The 14,945-nt window shown below is 55.6% G+C and carries 15 protein-coding genes and 2 tRNA genes; 1 reads left to right on the top strand and 16 read right to left on the bottom strand.

Going from position 1 to position 14,945, the window contains the following annotated elements:
* The 15 genes from G5367_RS11905 to ruvA form a co-directional block, all read right to left on the bottom strand.
* Positions 1 to 72 (bottom strand) — tRNA-Val (locus G5367_RS11905).
* Positions 73 to 103: 31 nt separating this feature from the next.
* Positions 104 to 179 (bottom strand) — tRNA-Lys (locus G5367_RS11900).
* A gap of 174 nt (positions 180 to 353) precedes the next feature.
* Complete coding sequence (ybgF, locus tag G5367_RS11895) at positions 354 to 1,154, bottom strand: tol-pal system protein YbgF (RefSeq protein WP_421244376.1); 801 nt, start codon at positions 1,152 to 1,154, stop codon at positions 354 to 356.
* Positions 1,155 to 1,312: 158 nt separating this feature from the next.
* Positions 1,313 to 1,837 (bottom strand): peptidoglycan-associated lipoprotein Pal, encoded by a 525-nt coding sequence (pal, locus tag G5367_RS11890; RefSeq protein WP_005313284.1) that lies wholly within the window; start codon positions 1,835 to 1,837, stop codon positions 1,313 to 1,315.
* A gap of 49 nt (positions 1,838 to 1,886) precedes the next feature.
* Complete coding sequence (gene tolB, locus G5367_RS11885) at positions 1,887 to 3,212, bottom strand: Tol-Pal system beta propeller repeat protein TolB (RefSeq protein WP_005335728.1); 1,326 nt, start codon at positions 3,210 to 3,212, stop codon at positions 1,887 to 1,889.
* Positions 3,213 to 3,307: 95 nt separating this feature from the next.
* The gene (tolA, locus tag G5367_RS11880) at positions 3,308 to 4,438 is read right to left on the bottom strand and encodes a cell envelope integrity protein TolA (protein WP_216979490.1); all 1,131 of its coding nucleotides are present in this window, start codon (positions 4,436 to 4,438) and stop codon (positions 3,308 to 3,310) included.
* A 5-nt stretch (positions 4,439 to 4,443) separates the two neighbouring features.
* Positions 4,444 to 4,890, bottom strand: a complete 447-nt coding sequence (tolR, locus tag G5367_RS11875; protein WP_005335733.1) for a protein TolR — start codon at positions 4,888 to 4,890, stop codon at positions 4,444 to 4,446.
* Positions 4,890 to 5,567, bottom strand: a complete 678-nt coding sequence (gene tolQ, locus G5367_RS11870; protein WP_216954450.1) for a protein TolQ — start codon at positions 5,565 to 5,567, stop codon at positions 4,890 to 4,892. Before tolQ ends, tolR begins: the two co-directional genes overlap by 1 nt.
* Position 5,568: 1 nt before the next feature.
* Positions 5,569 to 5,976, bottom strand: a complete 408-nt coding sequence (gene ybgC / locus G5367_RS11865) for a tol-pal system-associated acyl-CoA thioesterase (RefSeq protein WP_005343212.1) — start codon at positions 5,974 to 5,976, stop codon at positions 5,569 to 5,571.
* A gap of 105 nt (positions 5,977 to 6,081) precedes the next feature.
* Positions 6,082 to 6,393 (bottom strand): cyd operon YbgE family protein, encoded by a 312-nt coding sequence (locus tag G5367_RS11860; protein ID WP_041202810.1) that lies wholly within the window; start codon positions 6,391 to 6,393, stop codon positions 6,082 to 6,084.
* The gene (cydX, locus tag G5367_RS11855; RefSeq protein WP_005304933.1) at positions 6,380 to 6,496 is read right to left on the bottom strand and encodes a cytochrome bd-I oxidase subunit CydX; all 117 of its coding nucleotides are present in this window, start codon (positions 6,494 to 6,496) and stop codon (positions 6,380 to 6,382) included. The genes G5367_RS11860 and cydX overlap by 14 nt, the downstream gene beginning before the upstream one ends.
* A gap of 14 nt (positions 6,497 to 6,510) precedes the next feature.
* The gene (gene cydB / locus G5367_RS11850; protein WP_033113517.1) at positions 6,511 to 7,647 is read right to left on the bottom strand and encodes a cytochrome d ubiquinol oxidase subunit II; all 1,137 of its coding nucleotides are present in this window, start codon (positions 7,645 to 7,647) and stop codon (positions 6,511 to 6,513) included.
* An 11-nt stretch (positions 7,648 to 7,658) separates the two neighbouring features.
* Positions 7,659 to 9,215 carry a cytochrome ubiquinol oxidase subunit I gene (locus G5367_RS11845; RefSeq protein ID WP_421244377.1) on the bottom strand — a complete coding sequence of 519 codons (1,557 nt, stop codon included), beginning with the start codon at positions 9,213 to 9,215 and terminating at the stop codon, positions 7,659 to 7,661.
* A 934-nt stretch (positions 9,216 to 10,149) separates the two neighbouring features.
* Positions 10,150 to 11,160, bottom strand: a complete 1,011-nt coding sequence (gene ruvB / locus G5367_RS11840; RefSeq protein WP_005335744.1) for a Holliday junction branch migration DNA helicase RuvB — start codon at positions 11,158 to 11,160, stop codon at positions 10,150 to 10,152.
* Positions 11,161 to 11,168: 8 nt separating this feature from the next.
* Entirely contained in the window at positions 11,169 to 11,783 is a 615-nt protein-coding gene (gene ruvA, locus G5367_RS11835) for a Holliday junction branch migration protein RuvA (protein WP_216979491.1), read from the bottom strand.
* 258 nt (positions 11,784 to 12,041) lie between these two features.
* Between ruvA and G5367_RS11830 the strand changes: the two genes are divergently transcribed.
* Positions 12,042 to 14,051 carry a methyl-accepting chemotaxis protein gene (locus G5367_RS11830; RefSeq protein ID WP_421244378.1) on the top strand — a complete coding sequence of 670 codons (2,010 nt, stop codon included), beginning with the start codon at positions 12,042 to 12,044 and terminating at the stop codon, positions 14,049 to 14,051.
* Positions 14,052 to 14,183: 132 nt separating this feature from the next.
* Here G5367_RS11830 and lysE read toward each other — a convergent pair whose 3' ends face one another.
* Positions 14,184 to 14,795, bottom strand: a complete 612-nt coding sequence (gene lysE / locus G5367_RS11825; RefSeq protein ID WP_005343206.1) for an L-lysine exporter — start codon at positions 14,793 to 14,795, stop codon at positions 14,184 to 14,186.
* Positions 14,796 to 14,945 lie beyond the last annotated feature (150 nt).

Raw genomic sequence — 14,945 nt, 5'->3', positions numbered from 1 at the left:
GGTCGTTACTGGGATCGAACCAGTGACCCCCTCCTTGTAAGGGAGGTGCTCTCCCAGCTGAGCTAAACGACCTGGGAATTCTGTCTCCACCGAGTGGAGAAAATGGTGGGTCGTGCTGGATTCGAACCAGCGACCAATTGATTAAAAGTCAACTGCTCTACCGACTGAGCTAACGACCCTCACCACGACCAGTTCCGACTGCATTACTGCTTCGGCTCTGACGGCGGCCTATATTACGGATTTAAATTTCCGGTGCAACAGAAAATTCGTAATTTAAATCCGTTTGCTCACTGTGCGTACAAATGCAGGCTGTTTTTACAGTAGCGTTACGAAAACAGTGACATACAGCAATGTTACAGCTTGGCCAGACTCTGTTTGGCCAACTGGGCCGGCGAGGTGTTGGGATAGCCCTTGATCACCTGCTCATAGAAGGATTTGGCTTCCGCCTTCTTGCCATCCAGTTGCGCCAGCATACCCAGCTTCAGCAACGCATCGGCTCGCTTGGGGGATTTGCTGTATTTGTTGGCCACGGTCGAAAACTGGGCCGAGGCTCCGGCTCTGTCACCCTTGTTGAACAGCAACTGGCCGAGCCAGTAGTGTGCATTGGGAACATAGCCCGAATTGGGGTACTGCTTGATGAAGCCCTGGAAAGCCGGAATGGCTTTGTCGTAGTTCTTCTCTTTGAGCACCATGTTGACCGCTGCGTCGTAGGCCTGATTCTCATCCTGATTAGTTGAGTAATTGGCGGCAGCAGCCGGTGTGGCAGCAGCAGGGGTCGGGGCGGCTGGAGCAGCTTGCTGGCTGCTGGCAACCTTGTCGAGCTCCTGATAGAGCTGACGCTGGCGCTCTTGCGACTGTTCCATCTGGTAGGTCTGCTGCTCCAGCTGACCACGCAGCTCGGAGACCTCCCCTTGCAGGGAGTCGACCTGTTGCTGCAATTCGGCTTGCAGTCGCAGACGGGCATTGAGGGTGCGCTCCAGCAGGGCAACCCGATCTTCCAGGCTACCGGTGGGCACGATGGCACCGTTGTTGCCGCTAAGGACAACCCCACCACTTGAGTCACCGCCCAGATCGCTGACCGGTGCCGCAGCTTGCGCATTCAGAGCAACCATTACGGCCAGCGCAACGACAGCTTGCTTGTACACAGATTTCATTCGGATCAAACCTTAGCGTTTAGTACAGATAAAACGGCCAGCGCCATCGTCGCTCGCATATACAGATTTCATTCGGATCAAACCTTGGCGTTTAGTGCAAATAAAACGGCCATCGAAATGGCCGCTTGCATATAAACGAACTTCGTTCGGTTTAAACCTTAGTAAACCAGAACCGCGCGGCGGTTTTTGGCAAAGGCATCCTCGGTGTGAGACAGATCCAGCGGCTTCTCTTCGCCATAGCTGACGATGGAGAGCTGCTCGGCCTGCACACCCAGGGTTTGCAGATACTTGGCAACAGCCTTGGCACGACGCTCGCCCAGAGCGATGTTGTACTCCGGAGTACCGCGCTCATCGGCGTGACCTTCGATCAGGACTTTCACGCTCGGGCGCTCGCGCAGGTAGCTGGCGTGGGCATCCAGCAGATCAGCGTACTGACCCTGGATATCGTAACCGTCGAACGGGAAGTAGATCACGTTGTCACGCTGCAGTGCTTCGAACTTCTGACGCATCTGCTCTTCCGGGGACAACATGCCGTTGGCGCCGCCGGTTTGTACACCGCCCATGCCGTCGGTCATACCTGATTCAGCGCCAGCGGCGTCGGAATCAGAAGAAGAACTACAAGCGGCCAGGGTGAACAGTGGCAGTGCGATGGCCAAACCCTTGAGCAGTTTATTGAGTTGCATGCTATTTCCTTAAACCTTTATAACAAAACAAAAAACAATTGGATTTTTATCAATTCAAGAAGGGCGACCAAGCTGGTGCACGAATTTCACCGCTACTGGTCGGAAGCACAGCCTTGAAGCGACCATCAGTCGACACCAACGCGAGACTCTTACGACCCTGATAGATGGTGGCATAAATGATCATGCTGCCATTGGGAGCCACACTTGGCGACTCATCCAGAGCACTCTGGGTAAGGACCAACAGGGCATTGTTTTCCATGTCCTGACGGGCAATACGATACTGTCCCTGAACACGGGTCACCATCACCATGATTTTGCCATCAGGAGTGATGGATGCACCCTGGTTGGATTCACCTTCCCAAGTCATCCGGCGAGTCATACCAGTCGCCAAATTTACGCTATAAATCTGGGGTTTGCCACCACGTTCAGAGGTGAACAACAAATTTTGCCCATCCGGCATCCAGGAGGGTTCGGTGTCGATCACACGGCTGGTTGTGACGCGGGTCAGCTGCTTGCTAGCGACATCAACCACATAGAGGTTCGGTGAACCATCTTTGGAGAGAACGATAGCCAGACGACGACCATCCGGAGACCACTCCGGCGCCCCGTTGATACCGCGGAAACTGGTGATCAGGCTGCGCTGCTGGGTGTAGATATCCTGCACGTAGATTTCGGACTTCTGGTTCTCGAAGCTCACGTAAGCCAGCTTGCTGCCATCCGGCGACCAGGCCGGAGACATCAACGGCTCGCGGGAGCGCAGCAAGGTCTTCTCGTTGTAACCGTCGTAGTCAGAAATACGCAGCTGGTACGGGAACTGGGTACCCTGCTGTACGGAGACATAAGCCAGACGGGTCAGGAAGGCACCGCGCTCGCCCGTCAAACGCTCATAGACGATGTCGGAGATACGGTGGGCAAACTGGCGCATCTGGGCACCCGGGATGGTCGCCATACGGCTATCCAGAATGTAACCGTTGCTCTCGCCACCTTGTGCCTTGGCCAGCTGGCCTTTCAGCACATCGACCAGCTCGAAGTTCACCTTGTAGGTGCCGTCACCGACTGCCGAAATGGAACCCACCACCACGGCTTCAACCCCTTGGGAGGCCCAGGGAGCGAAGTTGATCTCGCTGCTGCTGCTCGGGGTTTGCGGCATCTGGCCACGGGCCAGCGGCTTGAACTTGCCGCTGCGCATCAGGTCGTTGGAGACTACTTCCGCGATGTCCTGCGGCAACTGTCCGTTGCCTTCCCACTTGAAGGGAGCAACGGCGATGGGGCGTGCGCTATCAATACCGCCGGTGATGACGATGTCCAGGGCCGCCTGGGCACTCTGGCCCAGCAACAAACAGCCAACCAAAGCAAAAAATACTTTTCTGATCATGGCTTAAATACTCGGTTCCAATAAAGATGAGAGGTTAAATTCCTTTCTCGGCGAGAGGTTGCCAACCGGAGGCAAGCAACCTCGTTTTATCACGCTTAGATACTCGGTTCTAACTTCAGGTTAAATTCCTTCAACATCTCGAATGCCGCAGGATCCTTGGGCACTGGCAGTTGATTGGCTTTCAAGACAGCCGCCTTACCCGAACGACAGACCGCCGGGTCACCCTGGCCGTTATCTACCGATATGACAAAGCCACTGCTCGCAAGACGTACGCCGATAGTACATGTTTTGCCCCGCATGGTGGGATCCAAAATCATATACCGCTCAACAGTGGCCTTGATGAGCGCCGCATACTTGTCGACCTCACCTTGTGCCGCTGCAGAGGCAGCCTGGCTGCGGGCATTGGCTTCAGCCGCCAGCTGCTGCTGCATCATGGCTTCCATCTCTTTTTGCAGTCTGGCCTCCTCGGCCGCTTTGCGTTTGCGTTCTGCCGCGATCTTGGCCTGCTTCTCGGCTTCAGCCTTGGCTTTCTTCTCTGCGTCAGCTTTTGCCTTTTTGGCTGCCTCTTCCTTGGCCTTCTTCTCAGCCTCGGCTTTGGCTTTTTTCTCAGCCTCTGCCTTGGCTTTCTTCTCTGCCTCAGCCTTGGCCTTCTTGTCAGCTTCCGCTTTCTTGGCTTTGGCCTCCTCGGCTTTAGCCTTCTCTTCCGCCTGTTTTTTCTCGAGCTCTTTCTTTTTCTTCAGCGCCAGTGCCTTGGCCTCTTCAGCAGCCTTGCGCTCGGCTTCCGCCTTCTTGGCCTTCTGCTCTTCCAGCTTGCGGGCCTCCTCGGCTTTCTGCGCCTTCTCTTCCGCCCGCTTCTGCTCGGCAACTTTTTTCTGCTTCTCAGCCTCGGCCTTGCGGGTCGCCTCTTCTGCTTCTTTCCGCTTGGCCTCGGCAATACGCAGCCGTTCCTGCTGCTGGGCTAGTTCGCGTTTGGCAAGATCCGTATCTTCCTTATCCTTCTCTTTCTCTACCTTCTGCGGCTTGGGCTGAGCTTTCTGCTGCTGGATCTGCTTGGCCTGCTCGTTGAGGAAGTTCTCATCAAGCATGACGGCATTGACGATCTGCCCCTTCGATTCGGGTCGTTTCGGTTTGCTGAAATCGAGCCCGACAAACAGGATGATGCCGATGATCAGGTGCAGCAGAAACGACGCGATGAGATAACCGGAAATACCACGCTTCACATCCATCTCCGTTAGTTCACCGGATCTGTCATCAGGCCAACCTGAGGCACACCCGCATTCTTGAGGGCCACCATCAACAGGATCACCTCTTCGTAGCGCACGGCCTTGTCACCCGCGACCACCACGGGGGCATTCTGGTTGATCGCCAGATAGCCCATGGCTTTTTCGGTGATGTATTGCTGCATCGCCTCTGGCGTGCCACTTGGCACCGGCTCGTCATCGGCTTCGCCAGCCTTGATGACATACTCGCCTTCGGTATTGACGCTTACGATGAAGGGCGGCTTGGCATCTTCCGGCAACTGCTCGGACTCAGCCTGCGGCAGATCCACCTTGACCCCTTGCGTGATCACCGGCGTGACCGCCATAAAGATGATAAGCAGCACCAGCATGACGTCGATATAGGGAACCACGTTGATCTCGGCCACCTTCTTGCGCCGGATCCGCTGATAGGTTTGCATTACTGATCACCCTGCTGCTGAGCAATTTGACGGTTCAGAATGGTGGTGAACTCGTCCATGAAGTTGGCGTAGGCGTTCTCCAGCCGCTCGACCTTGTTGGAGAAGCGGTTGTAGAAGATTACCGCCGGGATAGCGGCAAACAGACCCATGGCGGTCGCAATCAGCGCTTCCGCGATACCCGGTGCCACCATCTGCAGGGTGGCCTGCTGCACCTGACCCAGGGCGATAAAGGCGTTCATGATCCCCCATACGGTACCGAACAGACCGATGTAGGGGCTGATGGAGCCGATGGTCGCCAGCACCGGCAGGTTGGATTCCAGATCATCCACCGCACGGGAGAGGGAGACGCGCATGGCACGGTAGGTACCATCCATCACCGCATCCTGACCACGGGCCCCGGCCTTGAGCAGGCGGGCATACTCCTTGAAGCCGGAGTAGAAGATATCTTCCATGCCTTCGATATCATCGCGGCGGGAAGAGGACTCCTGATAGAGGCGATTGAGATCGACCCCTGACCAGAAGCGATCTTCAAACTGTTCCGATGCGAGATTGGCCGCCTTGATCGCCTTGGAACGCTGGATAATCAGCGCCCAGGAGACAATAGACATGCTCATCAGGGTGATCATGACCAGTTTTACCAACAGGCTGGCTTGCCAAAACAGGCCAATAAACGAAATTTCAGCGTGCACTTAACAGCACTCCCTTGATTTTTTCAGGTATAGCTACAGGTTTCATTTGCGGATGACTTACACAGGCTATCTGTACCAAAGCCTGGGTGACGAGTCGTCCATCAGCCGCCAGGATCTGCTGCGAAAAACGCAGGGATGCGCGTTTCACTTCAATCACTTGCGTTAATACATTCAATAGTTCATTAAAACGGGCCGCCGAGCGGAAATCGATCTCAGTTCGGCTCACCACGAAGGCATATCCCTCCTGCAGCCAGACGTCCTGTTCGACCCCTTTGGCACGAAGAAACTCGGTGCGAGCACGTTCCATAAACTTGAGATAATTGGCGTTGTAGACGATGCCCCCGGCATCGGTGTCTTCGTAGTAGACACGTACCGGAAACTCAAAGACTTCCCCCATAACAATCTGTGATCCATTCGACAGTCAGATGGGGGGCTATCATAGCGCAGGGCTGAATAGGAAAGAAGCAGGGGGAGACAGGGAAATCCTGCCTCCCCCCGTTTTTTATGAAAGGAAATATGAATGTGTCAGCCAGAGGCCATACAACAAACTGGGCCAGGCGAGCCAGGGGTTGAACAGCACACGTCCGGGCAGGCTTTTCAGATGAAAGCCAAGCCCGTTAAGTACGCCACAACAGACGGCCCACATCAGCCAGGGAGCAAGCCAGAGACCATGCTCGCTGGTGTTGGCCGCGATCAGATTGGGGGCCTGTAAAATAGCGACGGCCAACAAGGCCGCCGCGAGTAACATCAACCCCTGCCACGGCTGCCGCTCCAGTGGAGCGGCCAGCCTGGCGAGTCGATCACTTGTTTTCATCGATCTGACGATCCATGTTCTCGGTGTGTTCCAGCCACAGCGCATTGATGATGCCAAATGCACAGGCCAGCAACAGCCCCAGGATCCAGGTGAAATACCACATTGTCAGCGCACCTCTTAATAGAGAGATTGTTGGTTATCTTCGATGTGCTTGTTGGTTACCCGGCCAAACATCTTGATGTAAGTCCAGATGGTGTAACCCAGCACAATCGGTACGAAGACTGCTGCAGCCACGGTCATCACCTGCAAGGTGTTGAAGGAGGCGGTAGCATCCCACATGGTCAGGCTCAGTGACGGCTCAAGGCTTGAGGGCATCACAAACGGGAACATGGAGAAACCGGCAGTGAGGATGACCCCGGCAATCGCCAGCGAGGAGCTGGTAAACGCCAGCCAGCCGATGTTCATACGGGCAAACAGCGCAGTCAGCAGGCTCATGGCAAGACCCAGTACAGGGGCAGCCACCATCCACGGATAGAGGGTGTAGTTGTTCATCCAGGCGCCAGCCTGCAGGACAACTTCCTTGTTCATCGGGTTGGATACTGCGTCAGTCGCGGCAGCCTTGACGATGACATACCCTTCCATACCGCTTACCCACCAACCCGCGGCAGCAAACAGCACCAGGGTCACCAGTGAGCAGATCATGGCGGCAGTGCGGGAACGCGCCAGCACTTCACCATCGGTCTTCATCATCAACCAGGTTGCACCCTGGGTGAGCAGCATGAACAGGCTCACAAGACCAGCCAGAATGCCGAACGGGTTCAGCAGGCCAAAGAAGTTGCCGTGATAGGTCAACATCATGAACTGGTTAAACTCGAATGGAACGCCTTGCAACAGGTTGCCAAAGGCCACACCAAAGACGATGGGCGGTACGGCGCTACCGGCGAACAAGGCCCAGTCCCAGTTGCTGCGCCATTTGGCATCAGCACGCAGCGAGCGGTACTTGAAACCGACCGGACGCAGGAACAGCGCCATCAGCGTCAGGATCATCGCGATGTAGAAGCCGGAGAAGGTCGCGGCATACACCATCGGCCAGGCGGCGAACAAGGCACCACCGGCAGTGACCAGCCAAACCTGGTTACCTTCCCAGTGCGGCCCCATGGTGTTGAGCATCACGCGGCGCTCGACATCTTTCTTGCCGACGAACGGGAGCAGTGCGCCTACCCCCATGTCGAAGCCGTCAGTGATGGCAAAACCGATCAGCAGTACGCCGACCAGAGCCCACCAGATGACACGCAGAGTTTCGTAATCAAACATGGTCGCTCTCCTTATGCCTTGATCTGTTCAAAGTGATACTTGCCAGTCTTCAGGCTGCTGGGGCCAAGACGGGCATACTTGAACATCAGGTACATCTCGATAACCAGAAGTACGGTATAGAACAGGCAGATACCGATCAGAGAGAACCAGATCTCGGCTGCAGGCAAATTGGATGCAGAGAGGGAAGTCGGCAACACCTCTGCAATGGTCCACGGTTGGCGACCATATTCAGCAACAAACCAGCCAGCTTCGATCGCGATCCACGGCAACGGGATACCCCACAGCAGAGCCTTGAGCAGCCACTTGCGCTTGCCGATCTGGTGACGGGCACTGTCATAGAAGGCCATACCAATCAGTACCAGCATCAGCATGCCGACGGCAACCATGATGCGGAAGGCGAAGAACAGCGGCAGTACCTGCGGGATGGAGTCATCCACAGCGGCCTTGATCTGCTCTTCGGTCGCATCGGTCACGTTGCTGGTGTAGCGCTTGAGCAGCAGACCGTAGCCCAGATCCTGCTTCACTTCGTCGAAGCGAGCACGGGTCTCGTCAGACTTGTCACCGGATTGCAGCTTGGTCAGCAGATCGTAAGCGGTCATACCGTTACGAACGCGCAGTTCGTGCTCGCTCTTCAGATCCTTCAGACCGGTGACCTGACCGTCCAGAGAACGGGTCGCGATAATACCAAGCGCATAAGGGATCTTGATGGCGTAGTCGGTGCGCATCTCTTCCTGATTCGGAATACCGAACAGGGTAAAGGCGGCCGGAGCAGGTTCAGTTTCCCATTCGGCTTCGATAGCGGCCAGTTTAACCTTCTGCACTTCACCGGTCTCGTAACCGGATTCGTCACCGAGGATCAGCACGGACACGATGGAAGCCATACCGAACGCGGCGGCAATGGCGAAGGAGCGACGGGCAAACGCCACATCACGATTCTTCAGCAGGTAGTAGGAGGAGATACCCAGCACAAACATGGCGCCACAGGTATAGCCAGCCGCCACAGTGTGGACGAACTTGACCTGGGCAACCGGGTTGAGCACCACGTCAGCGAAGCTCATCATCTCCATCCGCATGGATTCAAAGTTGAACTCGGCACCGACCGGGTTTTGCATCCAGCCGTTGGCAACCAGGATCCAGAGGGCGGAGAGGTTGGTACCCAGTGCCATCAACCAGGTGGCAGCCAGATGCTGATGCTTGCTCAGACGATCCCAACCAAAGAAGAACATACCGACGAAGGTGGACTCCAGGAAGAAGGCCATCAGCCCTTCAATGGCCAACGGAGCCCCGAAGATATCGCCGACATAATGGGAGTAATACGCCCAGTTCGTCCCGAACTGGAACTCCATGGCCAAGCCTGTGGTAACCCCCAGGGCAAAGTTGATACCAAACAACTTACCCCAGAATTTGGTCATATCCCGGTAGATGGTGTTGTTGGTCATCACATAGACGGATTCCATGATCGCCAGGAGAAAAGCCATTCCCAGCGTCAGGGGTACAAACAAAAAGTGATAAAGGGCCGTCGCAGCGAACTGGAACCGCGATAGGTCTACCACATGCTCAGCAATCATGATGTTTCCTCACCGATTATTGGCACGGCTATTTTAAGTTTTAAGGACAAAGCTTCCGTTGGGGGTTATCGAATGGGCCCCATTGAGACGCATCACAACAAAACACTTTCAGTAACCACCAATATTAACAACAAGGCAATACAGGAAAACAAATAAAGCTAATGTTTAACAATTACAAAACAATCAGCTTCAATTTATTCTCGCCCATTATGACCGGGTTTTTATATCACCTTTATTTGATTGAAATCAATGTAAAAGGACCCGAAATACATGGCTTTCAAAGCCATGTTTAATCTATTTCACGATTATTGAAGAGAGCCAGATCACAAAAGATGATAAAGCGTAAAATATTGATTTAAATCAATTTAAGAATTTAACATCCGGCTACCTCGTTTAATTTGAAAAGTGTCGATAACGCGCCTTTTTCCATGTTATCCGGGTCAGTCAATCTGATTCAAAAATCCAATTTAAAACTGCAAATAATGCATACTCATGCGAACCAATTTCATCAAGCAAGGCATTAGATAAACTAATTTGAAGGTTGCAATTTTTCTTGTTTGTCCAGGTCGATTCGAACTCCTACAATGCGCCTCGCAGTGAGGGCATCCCCTTGGATACAGGCCGGTTAATCCGGGTTCACGGTACGTATTCGACCATCAATTTGAACCTGTCTATTGGAATCGAAGATGAAAAAGTTTGTTGCTAAAACCATCCGTTACTACAAGCTTTCCTTTGTTCAGCTCTATCAACTGAACCGACTCTGAGAGCTCGCGACGGCTCACCTGTTTATTTTCCGGTCTGTGTCCAGACGCACTCACTGTCTGTGAACATCCATCCTGAATTGTCTTTGCCCACCGCATCCGCCGTGGGCTTTTTTTGGCCCGCATAACAAAAAACCGCCTTTGACGGCGGTTTCATGTTCAAACGACTGTTTTTACTTCTCATCTGGTCGCTGAAGACCGAAATGAGCGTAGGCTCGTGTGGTCGCAATCCGTCCTCTGGGTGTACGTTGCAGATACCCTTGCTGGATCAGATAAGGCTCCAGCACATCTTCGATAGTATCTTTCTCTTCCCCGATCGCGGCGGCCAGATTATCGAGACCCACCGGCCCCCCCATAAACTTGTCTATCACAGCCAACAATAACTTGCGGTCCATAAAATCAAACCCCTCGTTATCGACATCCAGCATATCCATGGCGCGAGCCGCGATGGGACCATCGATGCGGCCATCGGATTTCACCTGGGCAAAATCGCGCACCCGTCTTAACAAGCGGTTAGCAATCCGCGGAGTACCACGGGAGCGACGAGCGACCTCGATGGCTCCATCCTCTGTCATATCGAGTCCCAGACAACGGGCGCTGCGGGAGACAATATCGGTCAAGTCCTTGACGTTGTAGAACTCAAGACGCTGGACGATACCAAAACGATCTCGCAGCGGGCTGGTGAGTGAACCAGCCCGGGTGGTTGCGCCGATCAGGGTGAAGGGGGGCAAATCCAGCTTGATGGAGCGAGCCGCTGGCCCCTCTCCGATCATGATGTCGAGCTGGTAATCCTCCATTGCCGGATAGAGCACCTCCTCCACCACCGGGCTGAGACGGTGGATCTCGTCGATGAACAATACATCGTTCGGTTCAAGGTTGGTGAGCAATGCAGCCAGATCACCCGCTTTCTCCAGCACCGGGCCGGAAGTGGTCTTGATATTGACCCCCATCTCGTTGGCGACGATGTTGGCGAGGGTGGTCTTGCCCAGACCGGGCGGGCCGAAGATCAGCAGGTGATCAAGCGCTTCACCCCGCTGACGCGCCGCTTCGATAAAGATCTCCATCTGTTCGCAGACGGTATCCTGACCGGTGTAGTCAGCCAGCTTCTTGGGGCGGATGGCCCGATCAATAATGTCATCCTCACGGGCGGCACTGGCCGAGATGAGGCGGTCTGCTTCAATCATCAACTACCTCACACAAGGCTACGAAGAGATTCACGGATGATATCTTCCACCGACATACCCTCTTTGGCGATCTTGCTGACAATCTGGCTCGCCTGTTGCGGCTTGTAACCAAGGGCAACCAGCGCACTGGCTGCCTCTTCGGTCACACCCGGCGCCCGCAATTCAGGCTCACTGGCTGGCAATGTGACCATGGCGGGGGAGAAGAGATCATGGCTGACCCAGCCCTTTAGACGATCCTTCATCTCGACTACCAGCCGCTCGGCGGTCTTTTTGCCGACCCCCGGCAGTTTGACCAGGGAGCTTATCTCTTCACGTTCGACACTCAGCACAAACTGGGTAGCGGTCATACCGGAGAGAATAGCCAGTGCCAGTTTGGGGCCAACCCCATTGGTCTTGATCAGCTCGCGAAACAGCGCCCGCTCCTGTTTGTGGTTGAAACCATAGAGCAGTTGGGCATCTTCCCGCACCACAAAGTGAGTATGGATGGTCGCTTCCCTGCCGATCTCCGGCAAATCATAGAAGCAGCTCATCGGCATCTGCACCTCATAGCCAACCCCACCCACTTCCAGCAGGACCTCGGGGGGCTGCTTCTCAATGACAATGCCTCTCAAGCGACCAATCACGGCTCTCTCCTCACCAATACAGCTATTCGTAAATTGGCTCATAGCATAAAGAATAACTGGATAAGTATCCAGCACATGGCGGCAACCTCAGAGTAGCCAGAAAGCTTTTTCGCCAATTGGCTACCATGCTTGATCTGGTTCAGCCGGAGTGTACGGGATGTTTCTGCACCGGGCCGGACTCCGAACGGGCATGAACACTACACTAAACTCGTTCGGAACCGAAATTGATGCAATGCAGATACCAAGGAAGGCCATCATATGAAAATTGTTACCACCGCCAATCTGGGTCTTGCCATCTTGCTCGGCTGCACGCTGGGGATGGGAGCCGTGGGCTGGTATGGCAGCCAGCGGCTTGCCGATCTGCTCGCCTATGTGTTGGGAAGCGCCTGGCAGACCGCTGACGGGGCCATGGAGGGCTCCATCGAACTGGGCAATCAACAGTTACAGATTCAGAAGATGCAAAACGGCACCCCGCTCAATCGTGCCGAGCTTGATGCCGCCAAAGCGGCAACCGATGAGGCACTGGCTCGGGTCAGTCAGGGGCAGCTCATTGATGGCGCAGCCCTTTCGTCCATGGAGCAACAGAAGCAGGCCTATCAACAGCAACAAGAGAAGCTGTTGACGCTCTATCACGCCTACACAGAGGCGGATCAGGCCCTGCATCATAACGCCGACCTGATGGCCCGTCTCTCGACGCAGCTGGAGGAGATCGGCGATGGGGCGGTAGAGACGCTGACCCAATCCCCCGACCAGACCATCAGCTGGAACAGTGGCCTCTCTACCCGCTGGGAAGCGGCCGACGGGGGGATGGAGTCCAACATCGGCTTTTTGCGCCAGCTCTATGCGCTGGAGAAGATGCGCAGACAGGGGGTCACGGCGGCGATCAAGGCCGAGCTGAAAGAGGCGACCGATTTCTACCACGGAGCGATCGACAGCATGCTCGGCACCGGACTGTTCGATATCGAGGGCTCCGGGGAATTTGCTGGCAAGACACTGTCCGCAGAGTATCGCGCCCTGCTGACCCGACATCAGCAATTGATGGGGCAGTGGATCGAGGCGCTCGGCAACTATCAGACCCAGCAGGCTCTCTATGAGGCCAGTGCCGACCAGCTGAAACAACAACTGGTTGCCATCGAGGCGAGCGGTGATGCCACCGTCGAGGATCAGGTCGTCCAACTCAACGGCATCATCAGCCAGACTCGCTCCCTGCTGCTGGGCGGCCTGTTGCTGAGCCTGCTCATGGTCACCCTCTGCGGCTTCTGGCTGACCCGCAAGCTGGTCACCCCGCTGCTGCAGGTGGATAAACGGATGCAGGATATCGCCGCCGGCGAGGGAGATCTCAACGCCCGCATCAACCTGCAACGGGATGACGAGATAGGCTCGCTTGCCAACAGCGTGGATCGCTTCATCGAGAAATTGCAGAAGATGATCAGCTCCACCATGGACAATAATCGGCACTTCAGCGAGCACGTCCACACCTCGGTCAACCGGGTGGAGGCGATCAGCCAGAGCAGCCGCCAGACTGCCGAACATGCGCTGGCCCTGCACCACGACAGCGAACAGATGGTACAGGTAGCGACCACCATATCGGACAACTGCAGCATGGCGGCCCACAATGCCAATGAGGTGCGCCAGCTGACCACCGAGAGCAGCCAGTATGTCGCCTCCGCCAGCGCGGGCATGCAGCGGGTGGTGCAGGAGGTGGGCGAGTGCGCCGTCGCCATCAACGCCCTCAAGGAGCAGGCAGGCCAGATTGGCCAGATCATCTCCACCATCAGCGGCATCTCGGAGCAGACCAACCTGCTGGCCCTCAATGCGGCTATCGAAGCAGCCCGCGCGGGGGAGATGGGACGTGGCTTTGCGGTGGTCGCTGACGAGGTGCGCACCCTGGCCAACCGCACCGCGGCCTCAAGCGCCGAAATTAGCCAGGTGATCAGCAGCATCCAGCAGCAGACCGAGAGCGCCTATCTGATGATGCAGCGCAACCTCAAGACGGTGGAGTCTGGCATGCAAGACTCCGAGAACACCAAGCAGATCCTGTTCAAGGTGGAAGGGGCCATCGACCAGCTGGCCGATATGGTGCAGCAGGTGGCCGTGGCCACCGGGCAACTGTCACACACCCTCAGCCACTCCTCCGACAAGGTCTCGGGGATCAGCCTGCAGGCCAGAACCGGCGAACAGGAGGCGCAGGAGTGCCTGTTGCTGGCCTCCTCTCTCCATCAGGCCAGCCTGCAGCAACAGCGCCTGCTCTCCCAGTTCCGGGTATAGCCTCTGTATCGAGAAGCTGTAAAAACACCAGTCCGTAGAACGGACTGGTGTTTGACACTCAATCGCACGGAGCCTACCCTCGCTATCCGCCAATGAGCGTCACCGACATCACCATGGATACAGTCTGGCGGACTAGCCTCCAAACGCCAGCTTGCCCGCCAGACTCAGCATGATGATGCCGACCAGCAGATCGATCCCCCGCTGTACCCCCCCTCTCGCCAGCCAGGGCGCCAATGCTGCAGCTCCCAGCGCAAGTGAGTAGAACCACACCAGCGAGGCGAGCATGGCACCGGCCGCAAAGGCCGGACGCAGGTGCTCGCTCACCTGACTGCCCAGCGAGCCGAGCAGCATCAGGGTATCGAGATAGACATGGGGATTGAGCAAGGTGACCCCTAGCGTCATGGCCAGTACACTTCTGGCTTTCATCCGTTGCGAAGCGTCGGCCAGTCCTCCCTCCTGCCCATACCACGCGCTGCGCAGGGAGCGCACACCAAACCAGCCGAGAAACAGTACGCCCCCCCAGGTGAGCAATATCATGCCGATCGGGCTGGCGGCCAGCAGATTGGCTCCGCCAAATACCCCTATGGCGATCAGAATGAGGTCGCAAAAGCTGCAGAGTGTGGCGCTCAGCAAATGATGGTTGCGATGGATACCCCTGCTCAGCACAAAGGCATTCTGGGCGCCGATAGGGATGATCATGGCAAGACCTATGGTGAAACCTTGCAGGGTCGTGGTCAGCAGCATCGAAAATTCCGTTCGAAATGATGAATGAACGGCACTATAGCGAGTCCGGCTCCTTCTTAGAAATTCATTGATTTACTGGTTCATTCATTTTGCTAATGATGAAGCGCTTCTATTAAATCCCGTGTCAATTACCGGATCTGACAATTGTGA

The sequence above is a fragment of the Aeromonas sp. 604282 genome, from assembly GCF_049170575.1.
Taxonomy (GTDB): domain Bacteria; phylum Pseudomonadota; class Gammaproteobacteria; order Enterobacterales; family Aeromonadaceae; genus Aeromonas; species Aeromonas veronii_A.
This window is presented reverse-complemented; position numbering and strand designations above follow the sequence as displayed.

What these genes read in the sequence shown, in the direction of transcription:
- ybgF (WP_421244376.1), bottom strand. Translation starts at nt 1,154, where the DNA reads ATGAAATCTGTGTACAAGCAAGCTGTCGTTGCGCTGGCCGTAATGGTT.
- pal (WP_005313284.1), bottom strand. Translation starts at nt 1,837, where the DNA reads ATGCAACTCAATAAACTGCTCAAGGGTTTGGCCATCGCACTGCCACTG.
- tolB (WP_005335728.1), bottom strand. Translation starts at nt 3,212, where the DNA reads ATGATCAGAAAAGTATTTTTTGCTTTGGTTGGCTGTTTGTTGCTGGGC.
- tolA (WP_216979490.1), bottom strand. Translation starts at nt 4,438, where the DNA reads ATGGATGTGAAGCGTGGTATTTCCGGTTATCTCATCGCGTCGTTTCTG.
- tolR (WP_005335733.1), bottom strand. Translation starts at nt 4,890, where the DNA reads ATGCAAACCTATCAGCGGATCCGGCGCAAGAAGGTGGCCGAGATCAAC.
- ybgC (WP_005343212.1), bottom strand. Translation starts at nt 5,976, where the DNA reads ATGGGGGAAGTCTTTGAGTTTCCGGTACGTGTCTACTACGAAGACACC.
- G5367_RS11860 (WP_041202810.1), bottom strand. Translation starts at nt 6,393, where the DNA reads ATGAAAACAAGTGATCGACTCGCCAGGCTGGCCGCTCCACTGGAGCGG.
- cydX (WP_005304933.1), bottom strand. Translation starts at nt 6,496, where the DNA reads ATGTGGTATTTCACCTGGATCCTGGGGCTGTTGCTGGCCTGTGCATTT.
- cydB (WP_033113517.1), bottom strand. Translation starts at nt 7,647, where the DNA reads ATGTTTGATTACGAAACTCTGCGTGTCATCTGGTGGGCTCTGGTCGGC.
- G5367_RS11845 (WP_421244377.1), bottom strand. Translation starts at nt 9,215, where the DNA reads ATGATTGCTGAGCATGTGGTAGACCTATCGCGGTTCCAGTTCGCTGCG.
- ruvB (WP_005335744.1), bottom strand. Translation starts at nt 11,160, where the DNA reads ATGATTGAAGCAGACCGCCTCATCTCGGCCAGTGCCGCCCGTGAGGAT.
- G5367_RS11830 (WP_421244378.1), top strand. Translation starts at nt 12,042, where the DNA reads ATGAAAATTGTTACCACCGCCAATCTGGGTCTTGCCATCTTGCTCGGC.
- lysE (WP_005343206.1), bottom strand. Translation starts at nt 14,795, where the DNA reads ATGCTGCTGACCACGACCCTGCAAGGTTTCACCATAGGTCTTGCCATG.